The 19,300-nt window shown below is 65.4% G+C and carries 22 protein-coding genes; 15 read left to right on the top strand and 7 right to left on the bottom strand.

The features are described from left to right. Positions 1-6: 6 nt before the first annotated feature. The 5 genes from EN857_RS28635 to EN857_RS28615 all read left to right on the top strand — a co-directional run bounded on the left by EN857_RS28635 (position 7) and on the right by EN857_RS28615 (position 3,512). On the top strand, positions 7-351 hold the full coding sequence (locus EN857_RS28635) for a cupredoxin family copper-binding protein (RefSeq protein WP_127287105.1): 345 nt from the start codon (positions 7-9) through the stop codon (positions 349-351). Between the two features lie 46 nt (positions 352-397). Continuing rightward, complete coding sequence (locus tag EN857_RS28630; protein ID WP_128346802.1) at positions 398-937, top strand: sigma-70 family RNA polymerase sigma factor; 540 nt, start codon at positions 398-400, stop codon at positions 935-937. Beyond that, positions 934-1,845 (top strand): anti-sigma factor, encoded by a 912-nt coding sequence (locus EN857_RS28625; protein ID WP_127394314.1) that lies wholly within the window; start codon positions 934-936, stop codon positions 1,843-1,845. Before EN857_RS28630 ends, EN857_RS28625 begins: the two co-directional genes overlap by 4 nt. Positions 1,846-1,941: 96 nt before the next feature. After that, complete coding sequence (gene purE, locus EN857_RS28620) at positions 1,942-2,439, top strand: 5-(carboxyamino)imidazole ribonucleotide mutase (protein WP_128346974.1); 498 nt, start codon at positions 1,942-1,944, stop codon at positions 2,437-2,439. Further along, positions 2,436-3,512: a 5-(carboxyamino)imidazole ribonucleotide synthase gene (locus tag EN857_RS28615; protein WP_127393585.1), complete on the top strand. Its 1,077-nt coding sequence runs from the start codon at positions 2,436-2,438 to the stop codon at positions 3,510-3,512. The genes purE and EN857_RS28615 overlap by 4 nt, the downstream gene beginning before the upstream one ends. An 8-nt stretch (positions 3,513-3,520) precedes the next feature. On the opposite strand, the gene EN857_RS28610 is transcribed toward EN857_RS28615, so the two are convergent. Next, a complete protein-coding gene (locus tag EN857_RS28610; protein ID WP_127393586.1) occupies positions 3,521-3,943 on the bottom strand; it encodes a lysozyme inhibitor LprI family protein in 423 nt (140 codons plus the stop codon). 244 nt (positions 3,944-4,187) lie between these two features. Between EN857_RS28610 and ykgO the strand changes: the two genes are divergently transcribed. From ykgO to EN857_RS35880, 5 genes are all read left to right on the top strand, one after another. Next, positions 4,188-4,313: a type B 50S ribosomal protein L36 gene (gene ykgO / locus EN857_RS28605; RefSeq protein WP_006203764.1), complete on the top strand. Its 126-nt coding sequence runs from the start codon at positions 4,188-4,190 to the stop codon at positions 4,311-4,313. Positions 4,314-4,480: 167 nt separating this feature from the next. Next, positions 4,481-5,077: a hypothetical protein gene (locus tag EN857_RS28600; RefSeq protein WP_127393587.1), complete on the top strand. Its 597-nt coding sequence runs from the start codon at positions 4,481-4,483 to the stop codon at positions 5,075-5,077. A 132-nt stretch (positions 5,078-5,209) separates the two neighbouring features. Next, positions 5,210-6,271, top strand: a complete 1,062-nt coding sequence (locus tag EN857_RS28595; RefSeq protein ID WP_127393588.1) for an alpha/beta hydrolase — start codon at positions 5,210-5,212, stop codon at positions 6,269-6,271. Then, the gene (locus tag EN857_RS35885; RefSeq protein ID WP_245511356.1) at positions 6,271-6,459 is read left to right on the top strand and encodes a hypothetical protein; all 189 of its coding nucleotides are present in this window, start codon (positions 6,271-6,273) and stop codon (positions 6,457-6,459) included. Before EN857_RS28595 ends, EN857_RS35885 begins: the two co-directional genes overlap by 1 nt. Then, positions 6,456-6,734, top strand: coding sequence for a hypothetical protein (locus EN857_RS35880; RefSeq protein WP_245511355.1), 279 nt, complete (start codon positions 6,456-6,458; stop codon positions 6,732-6,734). Before EN857_RS35885 ends, EN857_RS35880 begins: the two co-directional genes overlap by 4 nt. 9 nt (positions 6,735-6,743) lie before the next feature. Here the strand turns inward: EN857_RS35880 and pyk are convergent, their stop codons facing one another. Both pyk and EN857_RS28580 read right to left on the bottom strand, forming a co-directional pair. Continuing rightward, positions 6,744-8,183 (bottom strand): pyruvate kinase, encoded by a 1,440-nt coding sequence (gene pyk, locus EN857_RS28585; RefSeq protein WP_127283856.1) that lies wholly within the window; start codon positions 8,181-8,183, stop codon positions 6,744-6,746. Then, on the bottom strand, positions 8,180-8,674 hold the full coding sequence (locus tag EN857_RS28580; protein WP_127283857.1) for a DUF1036 domain-containing protein: 495 nt from the start codon (positions 8,672-8,674) through the stop codon (positions 8,180-8,182). Before EN857_RS28580 ends, pyk begins: the two co-directional genes overlap by 4 nt. Positions 8,675-8,919: 245 nt before the next feature. Between EN857_RS28580 and EN857_RS28575 the strand changes: the two genes are divergently transcribed. From EN857_RS28575 to EN857_RS28560, 4 genes are all read left to right on the top strand, one after another. Further along, positions 8,920-9,720 carry an N-formylglutamate amidohydrolase gene (locus tag EN857_RS28575; protein WP_135859436.1) on the top strand — a complete coding sequence of 267 codons (801 nt, stop codon included), beginning with the start codon at positions 8,920-8,922 and terminating at the stop codon, positions 9,718-9,720. 30 nt (positions 9,721-9,750) lie between these two features. Further along, positions 9,751-10,059 (top strand): DUF1244 domain-containing protein, encoded by a 309-nt coding sequence (locus EN857_RS28570; RefSeq protein ID WP_127393989.1) that lies wholly within the window; start codon positions 9,751-9,753, stop codon positions 10,057-10,059. Between the two features lie 88 nt (positions 10,060-10,147). After that, a complete protein-coding gene (locus EN857_RS28565; protein WP_135859447.1) occupies positions 10,148-11,059 on the top strand; it encodes an alpha/beta hydrolase in 912 nt (303 codons plus the stop codon). A 217-nt stretch (positions 11,060-11,276) separates the two neighbouring features. Then, positions 11,277-12,452 carry an MFS transporter gene (locus EN857_RS28560; protein ID WP_187331442.1) on the top strand — a complete coding sequence of 392 codons (1,176 nt, stop codon included), beginning with the start codon at positions 11,277-11,279 and terminating at the stop codon, positions 12,450-12,452. Between the two features lie 78 nt (positions 12,453-12,530). Here EN857_RS28560 and EN857_RS28555 read toward each other — a convergent pair whose 3' ends face one another. Further along, positions 12,531-13,424, bottom strand: coding sequence for a LysR family transcriptional regulator (locus EN857_RS28555; protein ID WP_135859434.1), 894 nt, complete (start codon positions 13,422-13,424; stop codon positions 12,531-12,533). Between the two features lie 94 nt (positions 13,425-13,518). Between EN857_RS28555 and EN857_RS28550 the strand changes: the two genes are divergently transcribed. Next, entirely contained in the window at positions 13,519-14,478 is a 960-nt protein-coding gene (locus tag EN857_RS28550) for an SDR family oxidoreductase (RefSeq protein WP_135859433.1), read from the top strand. A gap of 50 nt (positions 14,479-14,528) precedes the next feature. On the opposite strand, the gene EN857_RS28545 is transcribed toward EN857_RS28550, so the two are convergent. The 3 genes from EN857_RS28545 to EN857_RS28535 form a co-directional block, all read right to left on the bottom strand. Next, the gene (locus tag EN857_RS28545) at positions 14,529-14,687 is read right to left on the bottom strand and encodes a DUF3309 family protein (protein WP_127283862.1); all 159 of its coding nucleotides are present in this window, start codon (positions 14,685-14,687) and stop codon (positions 14,529-14,531) included. 97 nt (positions 14,688-14,784) lie between these two features. Continuing rightward, a complete protein-coding gene (locus EN857_RS28540) occupies positions 14,785-17,955 on the bottom strand; it encodes an efflux RND transporter permease subunit (RefSeq protein ID WP_135859432.1) in 3,171 nt (1,056 codons plus the stop codon). Positions 17,956-18,027: 72 nt separating this feature from the next. Beyond that, positions 18,028-19,203: an efflux RND transporter periplasmic adaptor subunit gene (locus EN857_RS28535; protein ID WP_135859431.1), complete on the bottom strand. Its 1,176-nt coding sequence runs from the start codon at positions 19,201-19,203 to the stop codon at positions 18,028-18,030. Between the last annotated feature and the right edge of the window lie 97 nt (positions 19,204-19,300).

The following is a 19,300-nucleotide window of genomic DNA, read 5'->3' as shown; positions in this document are numbered from 1 at the left end:
CCCACCATGATCTGCATACGCCTTCCGGCCCGGCACATGGCCGCTATGCTGACCGCCTTCGCCCTGACCGCGGCGACCTCCCAGCCGCTCAGCGCGGCGGACGCGCCGATGGTCAAGATCGAGAACTTCGCCTTCACGCCGCCGGTGCTGACGATCAAGCCCGGCACCACTGTGACCTTCCGCAACGACGACGACATCCCGCATCTGGTCGTCGCCAACGATTCCTCCTTCCGCTCCAAGGCGCTTGACACCGGTGACACATATGAATTCACCTTCACCAAAGCAGGCGACTTTGCCTATTTCTGCGGGCTTCACCCGCACATGCAGGGCAGGATCACCGTCGCCCCCTGAAGGCGCGCGGCGGACCCAGCCCAGAGTGCCGGACAATGGTGCGGTGTTGAGCGAAAAGGCCCTGGCCGAGCGCTTCGGCGCGGTGGTGCTGCCCCATCTCGGCGACGCGCTTGCGCTCGCCCGCTGGCTGACCGGCAACGCCGCAGACGCCGAGGATGTGGTGCAGGAAGCCTGCCTCAAGGCGCATGCCGGCATTGCCGGCTACGCCGGCGGCAACGCCCGCGCCTGGCTGCTGACAATCGTGCGCAACACCGCCTACAGCTGGATGTCGCGCAACCGGCCGCGCGGCACGATCGCCGTCGGCGACCTCGGCGATCTCGACGAGATGGCGGCGGCGCATGGCGCCGGCCTGCCGGATGACAATGGTCTCGAGGCGAGCCTCATCGCCAAGGCCGATACGGCGGCACTTGGGGCGGCGATAGCGGCACTGGCGCAGCCGTTCCGCGAGACGCTGGTGCTGCGCGACATCAATGGCCTGAGCTACCGCGAGATAGCGGCCATGCTCGGCGTGCCGATCGGCACCGTGATGTCGCGGCTGGCGCGCGCCCGCGGCCTGCTTGTGTCTGAACTGGGGAGAGCGCCATGACCGGACATGACGACGGACTGCCCAACGATCCGGAAGGTATCAGGCTGATGATCCATGCCCTGGTGGATGGCGAACTTGATGCGGCAGCGGCGTTGGCCGTGGAGCGGCGCATCGCCGCCGACCCGGCGCTTGCCGCCGAGCATGCCCGCATCGTCGCGTTGCAAGCGGCGGTCAGCCGCTTGCCGCGTCCCGATGTCAGCGATGCCTTTCGGGCCCGCATCGCGGCGATCGGCATGGCGGGCATCGAACAGCAGGCGCCCGCCGAGTCGGCGGAGCCGCAGCGGGGTGCGTCGCCGGCGCTACCAAGATTGATTGCGGGCGCTGGCGGAGGCCAGAGGCGAGAAACCGGGACGCGTCCCTTCCAGACTCGGCCATCGTCAAAGACACGCCTTTTTGGCTCGTTCGATTGGCGGGCGCTGGCGGCGTCGATTGTGATCAGCGCGGTGCTGGCCAGCGGCGCAACGCAATGGCTGATGTTCAACGGCGCGTCCGACAGCTTTGCCGCGGCGGTCGCCAGCGGCCATCGCCGCAGCCTGCTCGCCGCCAGCCCGATCGACATCGTTTCGTCCGACCGCCACACCGTGAAGCCGTGGCTCGACGCCCGCATCGGCGTGTCGCCCCCGGCGCCCGACCTCGCGCAGGACGGCTATGCGCTGATCGGCGGCCGGGTCGAAGTGATCGCCGACCGGCCCGTGCCGGCATTGGTCTATCGCCATCGCGAACACCTGATCACGCTGGTCGCCGAACCGCAGCAGGGTGGCAGTGTCAGCCAGCCCGAGGACCTATCGTCCGGCGGCTTCTCGCTGGTCCACTGGAGCGACGGGGCCTTCTCCTACTGGGCGATCTCGGACATGGAGCGGCCCGAACTCGACGACTTCGTCGCCCGCTTCCGCAAGGCGGCCGTGTAAGCCGATTTATGGCCGCCGGCCTCGCGATGCTGGCGCGTCCTTGCCGTTGCCGGCGAATTCCGCTAAGGCGCGCCTTTGCCGCCGGGAGCGAAAACTTTGACCGATCAGCGTGCCGACGTCGCCATCATCATGGGCAGCCAGTCCGACTGGGCGACGATGCGTCACGCCGCCGAAACACTGGAGGCGTTGGGCATTCCGCACAAGCGGCTGATCGTCTCCGCCCACCGCACGCCCGACCGGCTCTATGATTTCGCCAAGGGCGCCAAGGCGGCCGGCTACAAGGTGATCATCGCCGGCGCCGGCGGCGCCGCGCACCTGCCCGGCATGACGGCGGCGATGACGCCGCTTCCCGTCTTCGGCGTGCCGGTGGAATCGAAGGCGCTGTCCGGCCAGGATTCGCTGCTCTCCATCGTCCAGATGCCGGCCGGCATTCCGGTCGGCACGCTCGCCATCGGCAAGGCGGGTGCCGCGAATGCCGCTCTTCTCGCCGCCGCCGTGCTGGCGCTGAACGACGACCGGCTCGCCGCCCGGCTGGACGCGTGGCGCGCCGCCCAGACCGCCAAGGTTGCCGCCGAACCGACGGACGCGCCATGAGCCTGCCTGCGGGATCGACCATCGGCATCATCGGCGGCGGCCAGCTCGGCCGCATGCTGGCGATGGCCGCGGCCCGTCTCGGCTATCGCACCGTGGTGCTCGAACCGCAGGCCGATTGCCCGGCGGCCCAGGTCGCCAACCGCCAGATAACAGCCGCCTATGACGATGCAGCGGCCCTCGCCGAACTCGCCGCGGCCAGCGCCGTCGTCACCTACGAATTCGAGAACGTGCCGGTGGCCGCCGCCAGCACGCTGGCCGCCAAGGTGCCGGTCTACCCGCCGGCGCGCGCCCTCGAAGTGGCGCAGGACCGGCTGGCCGAGAAGAAGTTTCTCAACGGCGTCGGCATTTCGACCGCCGATTTCCGCGCGATCGACAACGATGCCGAACTGACGGCCGCGCTGAAGGAATTCGGCGGCAGCGGCATCCTGAAGACCCGGCGCCTGGGCTATGACGGCAAGGGCCAGCGCGTCTTCCGCAACATGGACACCGGCGGCTTTTCCGGCACCTGCGAGGCGATGGGCAATGTGCCGCTGATCCTCGAATCCTTCGTCGCCTTCGAGCGCGAGATATCGGTGATCGCCGGGCGCGGCCTTGACGGCAGCATCGCCGCCTACGATCCGGCCGAGAATGTCCATCGCGACGGCATCCTGCACACTTCGACCTTGCCGGCCGGGATCAGCCATGAAACGGCGGCCGCCGCCCAGGCCGCGGTGGCAAAGGTGCTGGCGGCGCTCGACTATGTCGGCGTCATCGGCGTCGAGTTCTTCGTGCTCGCCGACGGCTCGCTGATCGCCAACGAGATGGCGCCGCGCGTCCACAATTCCGGCCACTGGACGGAGGCCGCCGCGACGGTCTCGCAGTTCGAGCAGCATATCCGCGCCGTTGCCGGCCTGCCGCTGGGCACGCCCGGCCGCCACTCGGACTGCGTCATGGAAAACCTGATCGGCGAAGATGTCAGCCGCGTTCCGGCCTTGCTCGCCGAGCCCGACCTGATGTTGCATCTCTACGGCAAGGCCGAGGCGCGCGCCGGCCGCAAGATGGGCCATTTCACGCGGATCAGCCGTCGAAGCTGAGCACCGGCTTACTGCATGTCCTGGTCTTCGTCCTCGTCCGGGCTGGCGCAGCTCGCGTCGCCTTCCTGGCAGTTGCGGCCGGACGTGAGCTGTTTGACGCGCTCATTGGTCAGCTCCGTCAGGCATTGCGAGACCTCCATCGGGTAGATGGAGCCGCCCTCGCTGTCCGCGGCGGAATAGGCGCATTCCGCGTCGCGGAACGTGATCCAGGCGCGCTGCGCCGCCTGCAGCAATTTGTTGGACTTCTCGTCGCCATCGCCGACAAGACCCTTGTAGGTTGCATTGAGCTTGGCGTCGGCCGCCTGGTAGTCGGCATCGGCGCAGATATTCATCATCTGCTGGCTGTCGTCGTTGCGGTCGCATTCCTGCGCCCGCGCGGCCGGGGCCGCCGCCAGCACGGCAAGACAGGTGGATAGAACCATCAGGCGCATGTGCGTCTCCAAATCATCTTGCGAGGCGACGGCACCATTCCAGCCCGACCCCGGCTGCGCAATGCCACGCAGCGAAGATGGCGAACATTTGATTGCCCGCGATTTCAGCCGGCCATAAAGCACGCTTGCGGTTGACACGGGCAAGGCTCCTCGTTTATGAGCCACGCAAGTTCAGAGGCGCGCTTTTTCGGGCGCGCCTTTAAAATTCGGCCCGGCAGCGGGCCCCGACCGAACAGGCAAGACCATGAAGATCAAGAATTCGCTCAAGGCGCTGAAGGCGCGTCACCGCGACAACCAGCTGGTTCGTCGCAAGGGTCGCATCTACATCATCAACAAGACCGCCCCGCGTTACAAGGCGCGCCAGGGCTGAGCCTTGCGCGCGGCTTAGTGCATGTCGCCCAAAGGTGCCAAGCGGTTTTGGGACAACGACATGCACATAGAGACCACGCCGCGCGTCTATGATGGTATTGCCGGCTTGCCGGCCCCTTCACGCTAAAATCACTTTGCCGATCCGCCGTCCGGGATTAGATTCCGGCGATGCGGATTCGTTTTGCATTCCTCGCGACCCTTTGCCTGTCCGGCGCTGTCCTGCCGGCCGCTTTGGCGCCCGCTTGGGCGAATGATCCGGCCGCGCCGCCTGTGGCTGTGACCAAGCAAGCCCGCCTCGACCAGTTGTTCACCGACCTGAAGCGCGAGCGCAATGAAAAGGCCGCCGAGCGCATTGCCCAGCGCATCTGGAGCGAATGGTCGCAATCCGGCAGCGCCTCGATCGACCTGATGATGCAATGGTCGCAAAAGGCGATGGAAGACCAGAAATACGACGTCGCGCTCGATTTCCTCGACCAGGTGGTGACCTTGCAGCCGACCTATGCCGAAGGCTGGAACCGGCGCGCCACGCTGCATTTCATGATGAAGAACTACGGCAAGTCGATGTCCGACATCGACCACACGCTGCATCTCGAGCCGCGCCATTTCGGCGCCCTGTCCGGCCTGGCGCAGATCATGGCCGAAACCGGCCACAAGCAGTCGGCGCTGGAAGCCTGGCAGAAGGTGCTCGCCATCTACCCGATGATGCGCAGCGCCCAGGACCAGGTCGGCACGCTGTCGGAAGAGCTTGCCGGCGAAGGCATCTGATAAGGGAGTAGGGGAATAGGGGAGTAAGGCAGTAGGCAGTGCTTCATGGAACACACTCCCCTACTCCCCTACTCCCCTACTCCCCTACTCCCCTACCAAAACTAATTTCTCTCCGGCTCGTATTTCTTCCGCATGAACCTCATCTACGCTGCGTTTGCCTTCTTCCTCGCGCTCGTCCTTGCCTTTGTCGGCGTCACCCGCGCCGGTGCCTGGCTGATCGAGCGCCGCAACCTGCCGGTCGGCGACTTCGCCGACATCGGCGGCGCGCGCATCCATTATGTCCATGTTCCGGCGCCGGCCAATGCGGAGCTGCCGCCGATCGTCTTCATCCACGGCGCGAGCGCCAATCTCAAGGATCAGATGCTGCCGCTGCGGCCGCTGCTCGAAGGCCGGGCCGAGATGCTGTTTCTAGACCGGCCCGGCTTTGGCTGGTCGGAGCGCGGCGACAACGAGACCTTGCCGGCGCAGGCCGACACCATCGCCGCGCTGATGGATCAGCTTGGCATGAAAAAGGCGATCGTCGTCGGCCACTCCTTCGGCGGCGCGGTCGCCACCGCCTTTGCCCGCAAGCATCCGGACAAGACGCTGGGCCTCGTCTTCCTGTCGCCCGCCAGCCATCCCTGGCCGGGCGGGGCGACGGCCTGGTACTACAATCTGACGGCCATTCCGCTGATCGGCCCGCTGTTTTCCGAGACGCTAGCCTATCCGGCCGGAGCGCTGCGCATCGATGCCGCCACGGCCTGCGTCTTTTCTCCCAACAAGGCGCCGGACGGCTACGTCGCCGCCGCCTCGATTCCCCTGGTGCTGCGGCCAGGCGCCTTTCGCGCCAACGCCGCCGATGTGGCTGGGCTCTACAGCTACGCGCTCGACGCTTCGCCGCACTACCATGACATAAAGGCGCCGACCGTCATCATTTCCGGTGACCACGACAAGGTGGTCTACGCCACCATCCATTCGACCGGCCTTGCCCGCGATATCCCCGGCGCCGAGCTGGTCTGGGTACACAATCTCGGCCACAAACCCGACTGGATCGCGCCGGATCTCGTCGTCGGCGCCATCGAGAAGACCGCCGGCAAGAGCATCGACCTGCAGGCGATGGCGAGGAGGGTCGAGGCGCGGCTTGCCGACGATGCCTACAACCAGGGACAATGTCCCGACATCACGGTGCCCGACGCCGAGCTGGCGCCGACCTGATGTATGTCCTGAAGCACGGCATCAAGAAAAACCCCGAAAAATTCTGGGCACTGCCGGACCGCATTTTCTTTGGCTACGGCGCCTGCCACATCCTTGCGGGCACTTTCCTCGGTCATCCTCCCAAGGGAGATTTTACGGCGAGCGGATCATTCCGGGCGAAGGCTTTTCGGGAAACCACATCTATGTGACGAACGGCGTGATCGCCTTCGACTACCATGGCTATTCCCGGCGCGAGCGGCTTCTGGTGCACCACAAAAGAGGATGGGCCGCGCACAGCGCCGGTTGGCACTGCGCGCTCGAAAGGGTCGACTTCGATCTGCTCGACACCGCCGAACTCAACCGGCGCAAGATGCGCGGGCCGGATCAGTATCTGCATGATCCCATCCCTCGCGCGCGCCACTTCCTGCGGCGTGTCGATCACGCCGAAGGTGCGGCAAGAGCGCTCGGAACTGCAGCGGACTAAGCCCAGGAGCTAGGTGCGGCTGGCCTGCGTCTCCGACCCGACATAGGCGATGCGCAGCATGTTGGTCGAGCCCGGCGTCCTCAGCGGCACGCCCGCGGTGATGATGACGCGGTCGCCCGGCTTGCCGAAGCCCTCGTCGATCGCGATGCGGCAGGCGCGGTCGACCATGTCGTCGAGGTCGACGGCATCGGGCGACACCACGCAATGCGTGCCCCACAAAAGCGACAGCCGCCGCGCCGTGTTGAGGATCGGCGACAGCGCCACGATCGGCACTTGCGGTCGCTCGCGCGCGGCGCGCAGGCCGGTCGTGCCGGAGGCCGTATAGGTGACGATCGCCGACAGTTTCAGCGTTTCGGCGATTTCGCGAGCGGCGAGCGATATCGCATCGGCGCCCGTCGCTTCCGGTTCTGAGCGCTGCGCGTTGATGATGCCGGCATAGGTCGGGTCGGTTTCGACCTTGGTGGCGATGCGGTTCATCATCGCCACGGCCTCGACCGGATAGGCGCCGGCCGCGGATTCGGCCGAAAGCATGATGGCGTCGGCGCCCTCGAACACGGCGATCGACACGTCAGACACCTCGGCGCGGGTCGGCACCGGCGCGGTGATCATCGATTCCAGCATCTGCGTTGCGATCACCACCGGCTTCCCGGCGCGGCGCGCCGCACGCGTGATCTGCTTCTGGATGCCGGGCACCGCCTCGAGCGGCATCTCGACGCCAAGGTCGCCGCGCGCGACCATCAGCGCGTCCGACAGTTCGATGATCTCCGCTAGGCGGGTAACCGCCTGCGGCTTCTCGATCTTGGCCATGATCAGCGCCCGGCCGCGCGCGATCTTGCGCGCTTCGGCGAGATCTTCCGGCCGCTGCACGAAGGACAGCGCCACCCAGTCGACGCTTGCCGCGAGCACCGCGTCGAGATCGGCGCGGTCCTTCTCGGTCAGCGCGCCGACCGGCAGGTCGGTGTCGGGCAGGCTGACGCCCTTCTTGTCGGAAATCGTGGTGCCGGCGACGACGGTGCAGGTGATCGACTTGCCGTCGCTCTTCACCGCCCTGAGCTCCAGCTTGCCGTCGTCGATCAAAAGACGATGGCCGGCCTCGACCGAACTCAGGATTTCCGGATGCGGCAGATAGACCCTGCTCGACGTGCCCGGCTCCGGATTGTTGTCGAGCGTGAAGGTCTGGCCGACGCTGAGCGTCTCCTTGCCATTGGCGAACTTGCCGACCCTGAGCTTCGGCCCTTGCAGGTCGGCGAGAATGCCGATCGGACGGCCGACCGTTTCCTCGACCGCGCGGATGCGCCCGACCAGCGTGCGCATCAAATCGTGGTCGGTATGGCTCATATTGATGCGGAAGACATCGGCGCCGGCTTCGAAAAGCTTTTTCAGCATCTCCTCCGACGAGGAAGCCGGACCGATGGTGGCGAGGATCTTGACCTTACGGTTACGTCTCATTGACTGTTTGTTCCCGGGGCGGGGGCCGCTGGTGCGCCTCCCGTTGCGGGCTCGTCGGTCAGCTGGACCATCCAGCTTGCCTGCTCGCCCGTGTCATATTCCTGAAATCCGGCGCGTTGGAAGCCCCGGGCGACGCAATCGGTTACGCCGGCGATCTTGAACTCTTTTTCGGCCACGCACATGTTGATCGGGCCGTCCCAGCGCCCGCCGCGCTCGGCGTCTTCTGCATAAAGATAGTAAAACCTTGATGACAGCGGACCCTCGATCAGCGTCTTGCAGCTCGACCCTTCGATGTGCCACCAGCCCTCGGTGATCCAGCCGGCCTTGGCGCGGTAGCCGATGCCGACGCCGACCAGGTTCTGGGTGGCGTTGCAGACGCGGAAATCGGCCCGGGCGGGCGACGCCGCGACCATGGCTGTGAGCCCGGTGGCGACGGTCAGGATCGGCAAGGCGAAGGCGCGGCGCATGCGCGGCCTGCCGGCGGAACCCATCCTGAAACCCCTCAAGAACGACATCTGCATCTCTCGACGCCCCTTTTCGGCAAACTCCGGGCGCATGTCAACGCGCCGTTTTGTTCAATTCCAATCGATTTAGAAAGGCCCCAGGCGCGATTTGCCGCCATGCGTTGGATTCTTCGCAGAAACCGTGGCCAAACAACGGCATTGCGCCAGCGTCCTCTTCGTGGAATGACGTTACCACCCTGCCGGGAAGCCAGCGACCAGACCATTTCCAGCCGATGACCCGATCCACAGTTTTCGCGCCTTTCGATATTGTCGAAGGCGACCGCAAGCGAGGCATCGTTCTGCTTGGCGATCATGCCCGCCGCGCGCTGCCGGAAGAGTATGGCAGCCTCGGCCTGCCGGCGAGCGAGTTCGAGCGCCACATCGCCTACGACATCGGCGTCGAGACGGTGACGCGCGAACTGGCGGCGACGCTCGGCGTGCCGGCGGTGCTGGCCAATTTCTCGCGGCTTTTGATCGATCCCAATCGCGGCGAAGACGACCCGACCCTGATCCGCCAGCTCTATGACGGCACCATCGTGCCCGGAAACTATCCCATGGCCGAGGAAGAGCGCGAGCGACGGCTCGACCGCTTCTACCGGCCCTATCACGACGCCGTCGGCGCCATGATCGCCTCGGTGGCCGAGGCTTCCGCCAAGGCGCCCTTCATCTTCTCAATCCATTCCTTTACGCCGGTAATGCAAGGCATCCGGCGACCCTGGCATGTCGGCATATTGTGGGACCTGGACGACCGGGTGGCGCGACCGCTGATCGACATGCTGGCCGAGGACAAGAACCTCGTGGTCGGCGACAACGAACCCTATGACGGCGCGCTGCGCGGCGACACCATGTTCCGGCACGCCATCGTCAACGGCTTTGCCCACGCGCTGCTCGAGATCCGCCAGGATCTGATCGCCGGGCGCGAGGGCGCCCTCGCCTGGGCCGAGCGGTTGGCGCCGATCGTTGACGCGATCGATGGCCGTCCCGATATACATCGGGTGAAGATGTTCGGCTCGCGCACCGGGCCGGTATCATAGGGCCTGAGAAGGGCCCAAGGAGTGCATGACATGACCGAACTCAGCGACGAGCAGAAGCGCGATTTCGAGGCCGCCGCCTTCCGCCGGCTGATCGACCACCTGCGCCAGCGCGGCGACGTGCAGAACATCGACCTGATGAACCTTGCCGGCTTCTGCCGCAACTGCCTTTCCAACTGGTATCGCGACGCGGCCGAGGCCGAGGGCGTCGCGCTCTCCAAGGACGAGTCGCGCGAGATCGTCTACGGCATGCCCTATGCCGAATGGCAGGCGCTCCACCAGACCGAGGCGTCGGAGGCCAAAAAGGCCGAGTTCGAGGCAAGGCGGCCGAAGGATCACTAGCGAATCTGGTGCTGTGTTCAAAGGCGACGACGTTCGTTCGGCTGACCCGCCATGAACTTTAGCGGCTCGTTGCCGTTCTAAAGTCATGATGACAGATACGACAGAGATTCCCGGCTTCACAAGCCGCGTGGTTGAAGGCGAGCGCGGCGCAATTTTCGTTTACGAAGGTGGCGACGGGTTTCCCGTACTTCTCCTGCACGGCTTTCCAGAGACGAACCTGATGTGGCGCGAGATCGCCCCATTGTTGGCGGGCGAATATAAGGTGATTGCGGCCGACCTGCCCGGATACGGGCGAAGCAATTGTCCAGACGAGCGCTTGAGAGACGCTATGTCGAAGCGCGAGATCGCCACGACGCTGGTGGAAGCCATGCGATCCGCCGGCCATGATCGCTTCGCCATAGTCGGCCACGACCGAGGAGGCAGAGTTGCCTATCGGGCCGCGCTTGACCATCCCGCATGGGTATCTCACGTCGCGGTGTTGGACGTTGTGCCAACTTTCGACGTGTGGGATCGCGCTGACGCGCGCCTTGCCTTGGCTTTCTGGCCGTTTTCGCTTCTCGCGCAACCATCTCCTCTTCCAGAGCGCCTGATTTTCTCCGCGCCCGACGCAGTCGTGGACAATGCGCTTGGTGAGTGGGGAACACCGCGAGACGTTTTTCCCGACTGGGTTCGAGAGACCTATGTTGCCGCCCTGAGCGATCCTGGCCATATCCATGCAATCTGCGAGGAATATCGCGCAGCGGCCAGTATCGACCGCGAGAACGACGCTGCAGATCTCGGTGCTGGCCGGCGCATCAATTGCCCTCTGCTCGCCCTTTGGAGCGAAAGCGGCGCCCTGGCGAGCTGGTACGACGATGCTGGGGGTCCCTTGGCTCTCTGGCGCCGGTGGGCGGTCGATGTACAGGGAAGGGCGATGACGGGAGGACACTTCTTCCCGGAGGAGCATCCAGCGATCACGGCTGGTGTGATAACCGATTTTCTCAAGAGTCGAATGTCTTGATAACTGTCCTTGGCTGACTTGGCGGTCAGCCTGCAGCCACATGCGCCGGCATGCGGATGGCCTGTCCACGAGTTGTCGTTGACGCTGTGAACCAACCCGATGTCGCCGCTTTGGCCCAAGCACTTCCGCCTGCTAAGCGCTTGACTATGAATTGAATCGATCTAATTTTCTGCGCAAATCCACCGGCGTACTTCACATCATGAGCGTGCACATCACGATGCAAGCCGCGACGCGCGGACGCTGGGCAGTGGCCGGCATCTTCCTCGCCAACGGCTTTCTGACCGGCAGCTGGGCACCACAGATCCCGGTGTTCCTGACCCGGCTGGACATCTCGAAATTCACGCTCGGCCTGCTGATCCTCCTGTTCGGCGCCGGCGCGGTGACGGCGATGACCTGGTGCGGCCATCTGATCTCCAGGCATGGCTCCCGCGCCGTGCTGCGCTGGTTCGGCCTGTGCGGCAGCTTCGGCCTGCTGGCCGTTGCGCTCGCCCCCAATGTGCCGCTGGCGGCCATCGCCATGTTCATCTTCGGCGGCTCGATCGGCGGCATGGACGTCGCCATGAACGCCAACGCGGTGGCGGTGGAAAGAAGGCTCTCCCGCGCCATCATGTCGTCCTCGCACGGCTTCTGGAGCCTTGGCGGTTTCGCCGGCGGCGCGCTGGGCGGCTTCGCCATCCAGAACTACGGCCATTTCGCCCATGCCACGGTGGTGACGGTGCTCGCCTTCGCGGTAATCGCGCTCGCTGTCGGCTACCTCATTGTTGAGGACAAGCCCGAGGCCGCCGAGCACCAGAAATTCTCGCTGCCGGCCCACCCCGTGGTTTATCTGGTCGGGCTGATGGCGCTGCTGACGATGGTCTCCGAGGGCGCGGTGCTCGACTGGGCGGCGCTCTACCTGCAGCAGGAGCTCGGCGCCGACCTTGCCATCGCCGGCCTTGCTTACGCGGCCTTTTCGGGCGTCATGGCATTGATGCGCTTCCTCGGCGACGGCGTGCGCAACCGCTTCGGCGCGGTGGCGACGCTGCGCGGCTCGGCCCTTGTCGCCGCCGCCGGCATGCTGGTGGCCGGCCTGTCGCCATCGCCCTGGCTTGCGATTGCCGCCTTTGCCTTTTGCGGCTTCGGCATCGCCAACATGGTGCCGATCATCTTCTCGGCCGGCGGCAACCAGGAAGGCATGTCTTCCGGCACCGGCATGAGCGTCGTCACCACCATGGGCTATTCCGGCATACTGGTGGCGCCGTCGGCGATCGGCTTCGTCGCCGAGCATTCGAGCTTCGGCCCGATCTTTGTCGCCCTGTCGGGGCTGTTGATCGTCGTCCTGTTGATGGCCGGGCTTGCTCACCGCGCCGAGTTCGCTCCCGAGCCGGATGGATTTCAGGTCGGATCGACCTGAAATCCATCCGGCTCTGAGATAAGAGAAATAGAGCATGATGTCGTCCGAAAACCGCTTCACACTTTTCGGCATCATGCGCTAGCCGGCGCCGGCCGAATAGCGCTTCAGCTCCTCGTAGAGGAAGTCCGCGACGCGGCGGATGCGCACGCTGCTGCGCACGTCGCGATGCATGGCCAGCCACACCGGCAGCACCGGCAGTGGAAGCTGTGGCAGCACGATCTCCACCAGCGGATCGCGCTCGGTCAGCGGACGCTGGCCAAGGCCGATGCCATTACCGGCCCGCACCGCCTCCCACAAAACGATCTGATTGTCGGTCCTTAAGCGAAAGCTGCTGCGGCTGACCGGAATGCCGTACCCGGCAAAGCCTCGGATCATCTCGTCGCTGCGATCGAAGCCGATCAGCGCATGGCCGGCAAGGTCGGCGGGCTCCAGCGGGCGGCCGGCCCTGCCGAGATAGGATTTGGCCGCGCAGGCGCAGAGCGGAATGTCGGCGACTTTGCGCGCCACAAGCTCGTTCTGCGCCGGCTTGACCATGCGGATGGCGATATCGGCATCCCGGCGCAACAGGTTCTCGACCTGGTTCGAGGCGACGATCTCGACTTCGATGCCCGGTTCCTCGACACCAAGTCGCGCCGTGATCTCCGGCAGCACATAGGCCGCCACCACCTCGCTGGCGGCGATGCGCACCGTGCCCTCGATCGCTTCGACCGACCCCAGCGCCAGCAGCGAAAAGGCGCTCGCCTGCTCGCTCACCGCGCGGCCGCGCTCGTAGAGCACGCTGCCGGCCTCGGTCAGCGCGTAGCCGCTGCGGCCGCGACGGAACAGCGTCACGCCGAGCGCCTGCTCGAGCTCGGCGATGTGGCGGCCAAGTGTCGGCTGGCTCGCCGCAAGCTTTCGCGCGGCGGCCGACAGGCTGCCGGTCTCCGCCACGGCGACGAAACTCTTGATCAGGTTCCAGTCGATTTCTGCCATTCATTTGTGAATATCAGAGCGTCAACTTCAGTCAATTTCCATTCATTTGCGAAAGCCCCAGATTGAGGGTCTAACGCAAACACGGAGACGAGAAATGACCAAGATCGCAATCCTCGGCGCCAACGGCCGGCTCGGCCGCGTCGTCGGCAAGGCCTTCATCCACGCCGGCTTCGACGTCCGCGCCGTCACCCGCAGCGGCAAGGTGCCGGCCGAGCTCAAGGGCGCCGCGGCGATAGCCGGCGATGCGCTCGACCGCGGCTCGCTGATCCGCGCAACGCAAGGCGTCGACATCATCTTCAACGGCCTCAACCCGATCTACACCGACTGGGGCAAATGCCTGCCGATGGCCGAGAATGTCATGGCCGCCTGCGGCGCCAACGGCGCGCTGCATTTGTTCCCCGGCACCGTCTACAATTACGGCTCGCCGATGCCTCGCGTAATCACGGAAGACACGCCATTCCGGCCGACGACCGAGAAGGGCCGCATCCGCGTCGCCATGGAGTATCTGTTTCGCCGCGAGGCCGAGGCCGGCCGCGTGCGCACCATTCTGCTCAGGGCGGGCGACTTCTTCGGCGGCACCGGCAGCGGTTCCTGGTTCGATCTGGTCGTCGCCGCCAAGATGGCGAAGGGCATCTACACGGCGCCCGGTCCGGCCGATCTCGCCCACGAATGGGCCTATCTGCCGGATTTCGCAGCGGCTTTCGTCGGCCTGGCGCGCAATCTCGACAAGCTCGGCTTCTACGAGGCGCTCAACTTCCCCGGCCATGCCGTCACCGACCTCGATATCAAGGCCGCGGCCGAGCATGCGCTCGGGCGCAAGCTGAAGCTCGGCTTAATGCCGTGGTGGGTGCTGCGCGCCGGCAGCCCGTTCGTGGCGATGTGGCGTGAGATCGTCTCGATGTCCTACCTTCGTTTCGAGGAGCACCAGCTGGTCTCGACACGGCTGGAGAAGATCATCGGCGAAATCCCGCACACCGCTCTCGATCAGGCGGTGAAGGAGGCCATGCGGGATATCGGCATTGCCGTCGCTCCCGCTTCGCGCGAGGCCGCCTGACTGCGGCCGACGACGACCGGGCCTCCGAGGAGGCTCGGTCGCATAAGGGATCAGATTCTGCCCATCAACAACAGGATCAAAAGCACCACCAGGATGACGCCGACGATGCCCGAAGGGCCATAGCCCCAGGAGCGCGAATGCGGCCATGCCGGCACGGCGCCGATCAGGATGAGGATGAGAATGATGACGAGAAGTGTGCTGACCGTCATGAGAAAGCCCTCGCCGTGAGGTGAAGTTATGCTGGGACAATGCAAAAGGCCGCCCGGTTGTTCCCCGGGCGGCCTTTATCTTCCTGGTTGAGCTGACTTATTCGGCGGCTTTCTGGAAGGCGACGGCCGGCTCGGCGCCCGCATCGTCGCCTGGGACAGTCGTTGAAACCTTGCCCTTGCCGCGACCGAACAGCCGCCGGGAAAACGCGTTGAAGCGACTGTCCTTGCTGCGCGTGAACACCATCAGCATTGATGGCGTCACCACCAGCGTCAGCAAGGTGGCGAAGGACAGGCCAAAGACGATCGCTGACGACAGCGAGATCCACCACTGCGTCGACGGCGCGTTGATCGTCGTCTCGTGATGGAAGATCTCGAGGCCGAGGCCGAAGGCGATCGGCAAGACGCCGAGGATCGCCGACACCGCCGTCAGCACCACCGGACGGGCGCGCTCGCGGCAGGTCTGCAGCACCGCGTCCATCTTGTCCCAGCCTTCCTCGCGCAACCGGTCGTAAGTGTCGATCAGCACGATGTTGTTGTTCACCACCACGCCGGCGAGCGCGATGACGCCGATGCCGGACATGACGATGCCGAAGGCTTCGCCCGTCAGAAGCAGCCCGAGGAAGACGCCGACCGTCGCCATGACCACGCAGGACAGCACCAGCCAGACGCTGGTGAACTTGTTGAACTGCATGAGCAGCACCAGGAAGATCAGGAAGATCGCCGCGCCGAAGGCCTTGCTGAGGAAGGCGCCGGCCTCGGCGCTGTCCTCGTTGGAGCCGGCGAGCTTCCAGCGGATGCCACTGCCCAGCTCCATCTCGGAGACGGCCTTGGTCACTTCCTGCTGCACCGCCGCGACCTGCGCGCCGGCGCTGACATTGGCTTGCACCACCACCGTGCGCGCGCCGTCGATGCGGTTGAGGATGCCGACCGTCGGCTCGGGCTTGCGCACGACGAAGTTCGAGATCGGCACCGAGCCTTGCGAGGTCTGTACCCTCAGCTCATCCAGCGTCGACAGCGTGCGCCGGTCCTCGGGCAGGCGCAGCCTTATGTCGACGGCGTCGTCCGCCCCGGCGGGCCGGTATTCCGAGAGCTTCAGGCCATTGGTGACCAGTTGCACCACCGTGCCGACCGAGGTCGGGCTGATGCCGTATTGCGCCGCCTTGGCGCGGTCGACCTCGAGCGCCCAGTCGACGCCCGGCGGCGGCAGGCCGTCCGATATGTCGATGACGTTGGGAATCTTGGCGATCCGCGCCGCCACCGCGCGCGCCTTGTCGTCGAGCCCCTTGGGATCGGCGGCCGAAAGCCTGATCTGGATCGGCTTGCCGGTCGGCGGGCCGGCCTCCGGCACGCGCACCTCGACATCGACGCCGGGAATGCCGGCCATGACGCCGCGCAGGTCGCTGAGGATCTGGTTGGCCGACTTGCGCTCGCGCCAGTCGACGAACTCGTACTGGATGACGCCCACGACATCCTCAGGAATGTCCTGGCCGCCGCCTTGCGTCTTGCCGGCGCGCGTATAGACCGACTTCACCCCCGGCCAGCCGAGCAGCCGGTTTTCCGCTTCCTTGGTGGCGGCGTCCATTTCGGCCAGCGAAAGGTTGCCGCGCGCATGCACGTAGAGCAGGCCGTAATCCGGCTCGACGCTGGGGAAGAATTCGACGCCGGCACCGTATTTCGAATAGGCGAAGCCGACGCCGACCAGCAGGCCGACGGTGAGCAGGATCACGGTGATGGGGAAGCGTACCGCCTGCTTGACCAGCGCCATGTACCAGCCGTCGCGGTTCTCGTCCTCATGATGCTTGGGCGCCTTGGCGAAGATGGCGCCCAGCGTCGGCGCGAACACCAGCGCATAGAGCATCGAGGCCGACAGCGTCACGATCAGCGTGATCGGCATGTATTTCATGAAGTCGCCGATGATGCCCGGCCAGAACAAAAGCGGCGAGAAGGCGGCGATGCGCGTCATCGTCGCGGCGATGACCGGACCGGCCATGCGCCTTGCGGCCAGCGCGAAGGCATCCGCCTTCGGCATGCCTTCGCTCATGCGCCGTTCGGCGAATTCGGTGACGATGATGGCATCATCGACCAGCATGCCGACCGCCAGGATGAGGCTGAACAGCACGATCATGTTGATCGTGTAGCCCATCATGGCGAGCAGCAGGATGCCGATCAGGAAGGACGACGGAATGGCCAGCCCGATGAGCAGCGAGGCGCGGCCAGACAGCGCATAGAGGATGACGATGAACACCAGGATGACGGCGATCATGACGTGGTTCTGCAGGTCGCCGAGCAGCTGGTTGACGAAGACCGACTTGTCCTGCGTGTAGGTGACATGCATGCCTTCCGGCATAGTCTTGATGAAGCTGTCGGACATTTCCCTGACATGGTTCAGGGTGTCGATCAGATTGGCGCCGATGCGCTTCTTCACCTCGATGGCGATGGCCGGCTTGCCGTCGAGGCGCGTCACCGTCTCGGCGTCCTTGAAGGTGGAGCGGATGGTGGCGATGTCCTTGGCCTGCACCACGGCATTCGGCGTGGCGACGACCGGCAGGTTGGCGACATCCTCCGGCGTCTCGATCAGCGACGGCACCTTGACCGCGTATTTGCCTTCCGAGCCTTCGAGATTGCCGGCCGCGACCAGGCTGTTGGAGGCGCCGACGCCTTGCATCACCTGGTCGAGCTGCAGCCCGTAGGAGGACAGTTTGACCGGGTCGATGACGACTTCGACCAGATCGTCGCGCGCGCCCTGCAGCGAGCCTTCGAGCACGCCGGGCACTTCCTCGATGCGGTCGCGCAATTCGCGCGCCGCCGCCGTCAGCACGCGCTCCGGCACGTCGCCCGACAGCGTCACGACAAGGACCGGGAATTCCGAGACGTTGACCTCGTTGACGGTCGGCTCCTCGGCGGCCTGCGGCAGGTCGGCCTTGGCGTCCTGCACCTTGCTGCGCGTGTCCTGCAGCGCCGTCGCCAGATTGGTCTGCGGCTGGAACTCGACCAGCACATAGCCGCCGCCCTGGAAGGCGGCCGAACGCATCTCCTTGAGGCCTTTCAGGCTCTTCAGCTTGCTTTCCATCGGACGCAGAAGAAGACGCTCGGAATCCTCCGGCGAGATGCCCTGATAGATCAGGCTGATATACATCATCGGAATCGGAACGTCCGGCTCCGCTTCCTTCGGTGTCGACTGATAGGCGACCCAGCCCGCCACGAGCAGGAACAGCAGCGCGGATATTGTGAGGCGGGCGTTGTGGATGGCGAGTCTGACGATATCCATGACTTATGCCTGCTGTTGTCTTCGAGGAGTAGCGAATTGGCCGACGCCGGGCGCGCCCGACGTCGGACTGCGCTACTGCGTCCCGGAGGTGGCTTCGCCGATCAGCTTGTTGATCGTAGCCTGGTCGGCCTCGACCGGCTTGACCGCGTCGCCTTCCTTAACCAGCTCCTGGCCGGCGACGATGATGCGCGCGTCACCCGGAATGCCGCCCAGCACCAGGCCGTTCGGCGTGTCGTCGACGAGATCGATCGGGTAGAACGCCACCTTGTTGTCCTTGCCGACGGCGCGGATGCCGAGGTCGCCCTTGTCGCCGAGCGTCACCACCGAACGCGGCAGCATGACCGCGTCGGTCGGCTGCGCGCTGAGCGTGATTTCGGCCGTCATGCCGGCGGGGATGGCGCCATCGGCATTGGGGATCGCCACTTCGACACGGAAGGTGCGGGTCTGCGATGAGGCGTCGCGGCTGATGTAGCGCACCGTGCCGGTGACTTTCTGGTCGTTCACAAGGCGCACATTGGCCTCGTCGCCGATCTTGATGTAGCGCAGGTCGCGCTCGCTGACCTCGCCGCGCGCTATCACCGGGTCGAGCTTCAGGATGGTCGCCACCTCACCGCCCTGCATCACCGAGCTGCCCAGTTCCACCGGAACGCGGTCGATGACGCCATCGAACGGCGCCTTGACCTCGTTGCGGTCGAGTTCGGCTTGCGCGGTCTCCAGCTGCGATTGCGCGGACGTCAGGTTCGAGCGCGCGGTGTCGAGCTGCAGCGCCGGCAGATTGCCGGTCTTCATCAGCCGCAGGGCCGCTTCCAGCTCGGCCTGGCGCTGCACCAGAAGCTGCTTGGCGTTGTCGACGTTGGAGATCTTCTCCTCGGCCGCCAGCATCAGCACCAGGTCGCCGGTCTTGACGCGCTGGCCCTGCTTGACCGGCAGCTGGTCGATGACGCCGGCGACGCGCGTCGCCAGCACCGCCCGCTTGTCGGCTTCGGTCAGCCCGGAGATGCGGATGGCGCGCGCATAGGTCTTGCGCGGCGGTGTCACCACCGCGACGGTGCGCAGCGGCGCCTTCGCCTCGGCCTCAGGGGCTTTCGGCTTGGCGGCCTCCGGCTGCGTAGCCTTCGAGGCGTCTTCTGCCTTCGGCTTGTCGGCGGCGGCGCTGCCCACGGACGAGAATTCACCCGTTCCCATCCAGGCTGCGAATCCGATAAGCACAACAATGGCTGCAAGCTTGTGAAACCTGATTTTCGGCATCGTCGTCGTTTCCACTGCGGGGTTCGGCCAGGCCGCTTCTTTCAGATGCGGGCGCGTCGCCGATATGGGTGCGCGCAAGGCCCTATTCAATTTGCCG

It is taken from the genome of Mesorhizobium sp. M4B.F.Ca.ET.214.01.1.1 (genome assembly GCF_004791545.1).
Taxonomy (GTDB): Bacteria; Pseudomonadota; Alphaproteobacteria; order Rhizobiales; family Rhizobiaceae; genus Mesorhizobium; species Mesorhizobium abyssinicae.
Note: the sequence above shows the minus strand (reverse complement) of the source record. Positions and strands in the feature narration are given on the sequence as shown.

Excerpts from the sequence above, each read along its gene's own strand:
- EN857_RS28545 (WP_127283862.1), bottom strand. The coding sequence starts at position 14,687 with ATGACGGTCAGCACACTTCTCGTCATCATTCTCATCCTCATCCTGATC.
- EN857_RS28555 (WP_135859434.1), bottom strand. The coding sequence starts at position 13,424 with ATGGCAGAAATCGACTGGAACCTGATCAAGAGTTTCGTCGCCGTGGCG.
- EN857_RS28560 (WP_187331442.1), top strand. The coding sequence starts at position 11,277 with ATGCAAGCCGCGACGCGCGGACGCTGGGCAGTGGCCGGCATCTTCCTC.
- EN857_RS28615 (WP_127393585.1), top strand. The coding sequence starts at position 2,436 with ATGAGCCTGCCTGCGGGATCGACCATCGGCATCATCGGCGGCGGCCAG.
- ykgO (WP_006203764.1), top strand. The coding sequence starts at position 4,188 with ATGAAGATCAAGAATTCGCTCAAGGCGCTGAAGGCGCGTCACCGCGAC.
- EN857_RS28625 (WP_127394314.1), top strand. The coding sequence starts at position 934 with ATGACCGGACATGACGACGGACTGCCCAACGATCCGGAAGGTATCAGG.
- pyk (WP_127283856.1), bottom strand. The coding sequence starts at position 8,183 with ATGAGACGTAACCGTAAGGTCAAGATCCTCGCCACCATCGGTCCGGCT.
- EN857_RS28565 (WP_135859447.1), top strand. The coding sequence starts at position 10,148 with ATGACAGATACGACAGAGATTCCCGGCTTCACAAGCCGCGTGGTTGAA.
- EN857_RS28580 (WP_127283857.1), bottom strand. The coding sequence starts at position 8,674 with ATGGGTTCCGCCGGCAGGCCGCGCATGCGCCGCGCCTTCGCCTTGCCG.
- EN857_RS28570 (WP_127393989.1), top strand. The coding sequence starts at position 9,751 with ATGACCGAACTCAGCGACGAGCAGAAGCGCGATTTCGAGGCCGCCGCC.
- EN857_RS28535 (WP_135859431.1), bottom strand. The coding sequence starts at position 19,203 with ATGCCGAAAATCAGGTTTCACAAGCTTGCAGCCATTGTTGTGCTTATC.
- EN857_RS28550 (WP_135859433.1), top strand. The coding sequence starts at position 13,519 with ATGACCAAGATCGCAATCCTCGGCGCCAACGGCCGGCTCGGCCGCGTC.
- EN857_RS28595 (WP_127393588.1), top strand. The coding sequence starts at position 5,210 with ATGAACCTCATCTACGCTGCGTTTGCCTTCTTCCTCGCGCTCGTCCTT.
- EN857_RS28540 (WP_135859432.1), bottom strand. The coding sequence starts at position 17,955 with ATGGATATCGTCAGACTCGCCATCCACAACGCCCGCCTCACAATATCC.
- EN857_RS28575 (WP_135859436.1), top strand. The coding sequence starts at position 8,920 with ATGACCCGATCCACAGTTTTCGCGCCTTTCGATATTGTCGAAGGCGAC.
- EN857_RS28635 (WP_127287105.1), top strand. The coding sequence starts at position 7 with ATGATCTGCATACGCCTTCCGGCCCGGCACATGGCCGCTATGCTGACC.
- EN857_RS28600 (WP_127393587.1), top strand. The coding sequence starts at position 4,481 with ATGCGGATTCGTTTTGCATTCCTCGCGACCCTTTGCCTGTCCGGCGCT.
- EN857_RS28610 (WP_127393586.1), bottom strand. The coding sequence starts at position 3,943 with ATGCGCCTGATGGTTCTATCCACCTGTCTTGCCGTGCTGGCGGCGGCC.
- EN857_RS35885 (WP_245511356.1), top strand. The coding sequence starts at position 6,271 with ATGTATGTCCTGAAGCACGGCATCAAGAAAAACCCCGAAAAATTCTGG.